We start from the raw sequence: 6,131 nt of genomic DNA on the forward strand, positions 1-6,131 counted from the left end.
TCCTTACCATAATGCATTGTCCGAATTGATTTTCTTGATAATCCAGTTAGACAGAACGACAAGTATGAAGCCGACTACCGATTGATACAGCCCAACTGCGGCAGACATCCCTACATCCCCGATCGTACGCAAAGCCCGAAATACATACGTATCGATAACATCCGTTGTCGAATATAAGAAGCTGGCGTTATTCGGTATAAAATAGAACAAGCCGAAGTCTGCACGGAATATACCACCAATAGCCACAATGAACAAAACAATGATCAAAGGTGTCAGTAATGGCAGCGTAATGGTACGAATCATCTGAAACTTGTTGGCTCCATCGATCTTAGCCGCTTCATAATACGTAGGGCTGATACCAATGATGCCTGCAAAATAGACAAGCGTCGAGAAGCCGACTGTTTTCCATAAATTAACGGCGTTCAGAATGTAAGGCCAACGACTGGCTGCCTGGTACCAATTCACCGGCTCCACACCGAAAAACGTCCAGACTTGATGGAGTAACCCTCGGTCTTGCTCCAAAAAGGCAAGTGCGATATACCCAACAACGACCCATGAAAGGAAGTAGGGAAGGAATAGTGCAGTTTGATAAATTTTAACAGCTCTACTGGACAATTCATTTAACAGTACGGCCAAAATTAACGCACATACCATTGTAATCGCGATAAAACCAAGATTGTAGAGCACGGTGTTGCGTGTAATTCGCCAAGCATTATCCGATACGAAGAAGAAGCGAAAATTATCGAATCCATTCCACGGACTTCCGAATATCCCGCCGTCAAAGCGAAACTTCTTAAATGCGACGATTAATCCGATTAGAGGCAAGTAATTAAAGATAAGTTTGAAAATGAGAGCTGGTAAGCTAAGAATAAACAACTCTTTATTTTGCTTGAAGCGCTTCCATCTCCCTGTTGATCCCTTCCGTATGGCCTGATCTTTCATTTGCATTCACCCCCTCTGGTTGACTTGATTGCTTGCGATTTCATAAGCTCATCTTGTCAGAAATGACGGGGTTTATCTACTCAACAAATTGCACTTTACTCCATTGTGTAGTCAAATTCGCGTACATTCCTCTTCATCCCAAGGCGGTTACCCAAATAAACGACTTATATTTCGAAAAAGGCCCTGAATCTCAACTTCTGTTGGGTATCCAGGACCTTTTTATTTCAAATTTTGTCTGTTCCCATGACTTTTCTTAATCTGTAATCTTTCGGTGTAGTGCCATATTCCGCCTTAAAAAGCTTGAAGAAATAGCTCTGAGAACGGTAACCCACACGCTCCATGACTTCCGTAATGCTGATATCTTTAGCTTCTAGTAACACTAAGGCATTATTCAGTCGTATTTGATTGATATACTCCGTTACCGCTGTTCCTGTTCCTTGTTTAAATACGCGACCAATATAGGCGGAGGACATTTTCAATAATTGCGCAATGGTTTGCAAGCTGAAATCAGGATCATTACAATTCTCAGCGATAATCTCTTTCATAGTATGGCACAGAATTTCTGTCTTATCGTTCTCGCCTGGATTGGTCTCACGGGTTAGCTGTGCCGTCAGGGCATGGAACAACCCCTCAATCTCCCCTACCGTTTCTTGTCCCAGCACTTTTTTATAAAATTGCCTGAGGTCGATAGCAATCGGTCTTGATCGATTCTCATTCATCTCACTGATGGTTTTCGTGACCGTAACCGTCATATGCAAAATGGCGTGCATGAATTGAGTATAGGTTAGCGATATCGCATAAATAAAGAATTGATGGAAGTTCTTCATTAATTCATCACTATTTCCCCTACGCAAATGCTCGATGATCTGTTTCTCAATCAGTGTAGCCTGATAAAGATCCTCATGGCGCTCATTCACCTTTACGCGTTCGGGTGATAGAAGGGTGGAATGACCGAATATCATGCGGTACTTGATGAGTTCTTGCGCTTCACTATAGGCCTCGGCAATCTGCAAATAATGATCAAAGGGCGCTGCATAAGATATCGTTGTAGAAAGCTGGTAATATCGCAGAATGACCTGCTGAATTTCCTTCAATGACGCTTCGAAAGCAGGGAGCGAGAAGGAATCCTTATCCAGAAGAGATGCTAGAAAGACGAAATGATTTTCCCCCATCTCAATCCAAATGAGCTTACACCAAGGGGAAAGCAATTCCTCTGCAATGTTTCCAAGGGCAAAACGATATATTTTTTGGTCATCCGCACTGGCATGCAGCATTCTAGTCTCAAAATCATCGATTTGGCACACGCCGATCATAAAGGGGCCATCCGCATCGATCGCAAGATCATGTTCGGTTAGTAAATGAAGGAATTCATCCTTGGTCAGGCTTCCACTCTTGGTGAGGAGATTGCGTATATGAAACCCTTCCACAATTTGTCGATTCCTGGCGTGTTGAATTTCTGCTGTATTGGTCTTATCGATCATAGAGGCGTAGACGTCTGAGAGATAGGACCATTCATCCTTTTCTTTCATAAGCTTAGGTCCTGCTGGGAGTGTCCCTTTCAGCTGCATGATCATTCTTTCAACAGGTCTATATAACTGTCTAGAAATGATGTAAGCAATGACTGCGGATAATAAAAGGAACAATACCGTCGAAATCACCAGCATATTTCGAATACCTTTCAGTTCGCTTAAGGTATAATGGTAGGATTGTATACTAACAGCCTTCCATTGATACATACCAAATGACATGACCGTCACAATTGATTTGTTATTGCCTTTGCCATAAGTGAAAGATTCAAAATCAGCATGACTAGCCTTTATCCGCGCAACAACATCTGCCGGCAAAAAATTCGCAGAGCGATTCTCACTTGTATACAAATTTCCCTGTCCATCCATAAGCAGAACAGAACTACTCTTGTCATAAGCCAAATCATTGATCACTTTAATATTATTAAATAACCATTCGGGGTTCACATTTAGGATCAGTGTACTTTGTTTCAAAGTCGTCTTTTCCACATCGCCGTTCATCACATAGGAGAAAAAATCAACAGCAGTCATAGAATCATTCGATATTTTAAAAGGAATTAATTGCATCTTGTGTAGATTCTGCTGGTTCTCTAGTTGCTGAATTTGCTGTTCGAACCGCCCAATCTCCCCATGCAAATTATCTTGAAATTTCCTATTTGTCGATAAGTAAGTATGCGTATAATTGTTATACAAGATAATCGAATGCAAATAGGTCGAGGAGTCCACTAGCTTATCAAGTTTGGCCAATTTGTTCGAAATTGTCTCATAGCTAAAAGTTTTACTATATAGAATAGGGATGACTTCGTTATCAAAATAAAGAGACATCATTAAATTTTTTAAAATTTCATCCATATACTCGACATTATATTTGACTTGGGCGAGCACTTTGCGGTTCGCTTCTGTCTGAATGTGAAGCGTTGAGCTTTTCATTTTCAAATACAAGGTTGATGCAAAAACACAAAGAATAACAACGATAAAGACGGTCAAGGATAATAAAATACGCTGCAAATATTTACGGGAACGAATTTTAGCCCACATCCTCATTCTGACTCCTTTTGAACGATTCTTACGTTCGGTCATGAACAACAAAGGACTGTCCCATGAATGGGACAGTCCTTATTCAATCGAGATTTGATACGAATCAAGAACGTTGCCAGCGGAAAGTTGCTACCGTTTTCGGAGGAAGCTCGGCATGAATTTGTTCCCGATCAGCAACAATTCGGAAGGGCTGATCCTCATCTGTCTGGTTAATGACAACAACAACTATGGTATCATCAGGGTTTAGAAAAGCAACATTCGTTACAGTATCTGCAGATCCATAATTGCTTTCAACTCTTCGTGCCCCCCGTTGGATGAATTTAGAGAATTGCCCGGTCAGGAAAAACTCCGGAGTCATCCAGTACTCATCTCGATGGTTGGCATCTTGAACAATTAAAGTCGGGTCGGGGATCCCAACCCATTGATGGCTACCGATTGTGCTATCTAGCATAGTCACCCAAGCATTATAACTAGAAGCCCAATTGCGAAAATATTGCGCAATTCGGTCTGCTGCAGAGACTCCCCAAATCGAACGTTCCGTCATATGAATGGTCTTACCCGGATATGCACCCTTAATTTCCGACATCAGGGTTGGTTCTCCATCATAATCATGAAAAGCGATCCCATCCGTAACTTCATAGCCCTTTTCATCATTAAGAATGGGACAAACGTACATCCAACCATCACTGAAATTATGATCGAAGATCCAAATTTTAGTTTGAAGCTGGTAGGCATCCAACTCTTTTTTGAGTGCAATTGCCAATTCCCTTTGACGCTCGGGACTCATATAACAACTTGGATAATCGATTTCAAGTAAAGGCTCATTTTGAAGCGTAATGGCATATAGTTCAATGCCCTGCTCTTGGTAAGCTTGAATCGCTTTACGATAATATTGAGCGAGAGCGTCCGTATACGCCTGGCCTTCCTTCAGCTGCCCTTTCTTCAAGCTTCCAGAGGTTTTCATCCAGGCAGGCGGAGACCATGGAGAAGCAAATATCTGTATATCAGGTGCTATTTCTAGCATTCGATTCAGCGTTTTTACAATCCCCAAATCAATATCCTTTTGTATCGAAAAGCGCTCTAGAGGAAAATCCGTCTCGCCCTCGTCCAGATCATTGTAGGAATAAAAGGTCTGCGCCGTGAAATCCGATGTGCCCAATGTAATTCGCATAAAATTAAATCCAACTCCGTTGCTGGAATCGAGCAACCAAGTGTAGATCTCATCTTGCTTTGCTTCCGACATCTGGGACAAATTATAGATCGTGCTTTCTTCTACCGAAGTACCCATACCAACAATTTCTTGAAACGAGATCTCAGGAAATACGGTAATCGTTGGGATATCAATCGGGCTAGGAGCAGTGATAGTCAAATTCTCCCTTGCTTCAAGTGTATAATTGATTGGAAATGAGTGATGAAACCAAGATCGATCTCTTGGATTTTTCTCAGAGCTCCACCAAACCTCAGCTTTTTTGTGTTCTTGTTTTTTTGAATAGGTGTCATAGTTGTCTCTCCTCTGTTAAGTAACCGAAATAACCAGCAGTTTGAATACCATGCTCTGAAAGGGTTGCTTTCCTTAGTATGACATACTAAATTTACATTTTTCTACTGATTAATCTGTACATTTCTCAACTATGACCCTATATAAATGCGATTATCATGCACAAATTCATTCATCAAAGGCGATGCCCTTTTTCTGTTTGTTCATTCGACAAAGCTTCTAAATTCTTCTCGTTATAATGCGTTTGTCGACGGCAATATCTTCGCAACACTCAAGTAACTAAGCTTATCAATTCTCGGTTGACGTACATACCCGTTCCTTCATTGGGAAAACTAGGTGCGTAAATCGAAAGGAGTGAGCGGTTCCTTGAATAGTATATCTCTAAACGAAGAAAGATGGAACGCAATAAGTCATGGATTCGGCGCTGCGCTAAGTGCTGTCGGTCTTGTTCTTTTGCTGCAGCGATCTGCTTTGTATGACCATGCCATGTATACCATCGGTTATGCCATATATGGCGCGTCTTTTTGTTTGCTTTATCTGTCATCCACCCTGTTGCATAGCTCTCGCTCTCCGAAGTGGGGAGAACGTTTCGAAGTTTGGGACCATTCCGCTATTTTTCTAGCCATTGCGGGTTCCTACACCCCCTTTCTTTTGATTACTTTACAAGGTACATTGGGTTACTCACTCTTGCTGCTGATTTGGGCATTTGCTTTCGTAGGTGTGCGTTATGTCCGCTTTATCATTAAAAGGTTTATGCCGTGGGGGCTGTTATTTTACTTATCTATGGCGTGTTTAACCTTTTATTTGATTGGTCCGCTTCAAGTACGACTTCCATCTATGGGTCTGATGCTGCTATTGTTCGGTGGCATTCTTTATATTATCGGTATGGTGTTCTTTCTTTGGCGCAATTTAAAATATCATCATACGATTTGGCATTTGTTCGTTCTCGCTGCCAGTGGCTGTCATTTCATTGCGATTTATCTGTATGTGACACCTTAGAAATAGTTTAGAGTCTGCCGAGATTGACGGAGGCCACTGAAAAAGTCCACAAAAAATAAACAGGTATCTTTTGCGCAATTTATTTGTGTGAAAGACGCCTGTTTTTTTGTATAATAAAGGTATCAAAA

General features: G+C 41.4%; 4 protein-coding genes. 1 reads left to right on the forward strand and 3 read right to left on the reverse strand.

The window, feature by feature from the left end:
• Window positions 1-3: 3 nt before the first annotated feature.
• The 3 genes from FU659_RS15295 to FU659_RS15305 form a co-directional block, all read right to left on the reverse strand.
• Window positions 4-942: an ABC transporter permease gene (locus tag FU659_RS15295; protein WP_147948386.1), complete on the reverse strand. Its 939-nt coding sequence runs from the start codon at window positions 940-942 to the stop codon at window positions 4-6.
• Window positions 943-1,166: 224 nt separating this feature from the next.
• Window positions 1,167-3,506: an AraC family transcriptional regulator gene (locus FU659_RS15300; protein ID WP_187274173.1), complete on the reverse strand. Its 2,340-nt coding sequence runs from the start codon at window positions 3,504-3,506 to the stop codon at window positions 1,167-1,169.
• A 103-nt stretch (window positions 3,507-3,609) separates the two neighbouring features.
• Window positions 3,610-4,875: a glycoside hydrolase family 30 protein gene (locus FU659_RS15305; protein WP_261807832.1), complete on the reverse strand. Its 1,266-nt coding sequence runs from the start codon at window positions 4,873-4,875 to the stop codon at window positions 3,610-3,612.
• 495 nt (window positions 4,876-5,370) lie between these two features.
• Here FU659_RS15305 and trhA point away from each other — a divergent pair, with 495 nt between their 5' ends.
• Complete coding sequence (gene trhA, locus FU659_RS15310) at window positions 5,371-6,003, forward strand: PAQR family membrane homeostasis protein TrhA (protein ID WP_147948388.1); 633 nt, start codon at window positions 5,371-5,373, stop codon at window positions 6,001-6,003.
• Window positions 6,004-6,131 lie beyond the last annotated feature (128 nt).

The sequence above is a fragment of the Paenibacillus sp. N3.4 genome (assembly GCF_008017805.1).
GTDB lineage: Bacteria > Bacillota > Bacilli > Paenibacillales > NBRC-103111 > Paenibacillus_E.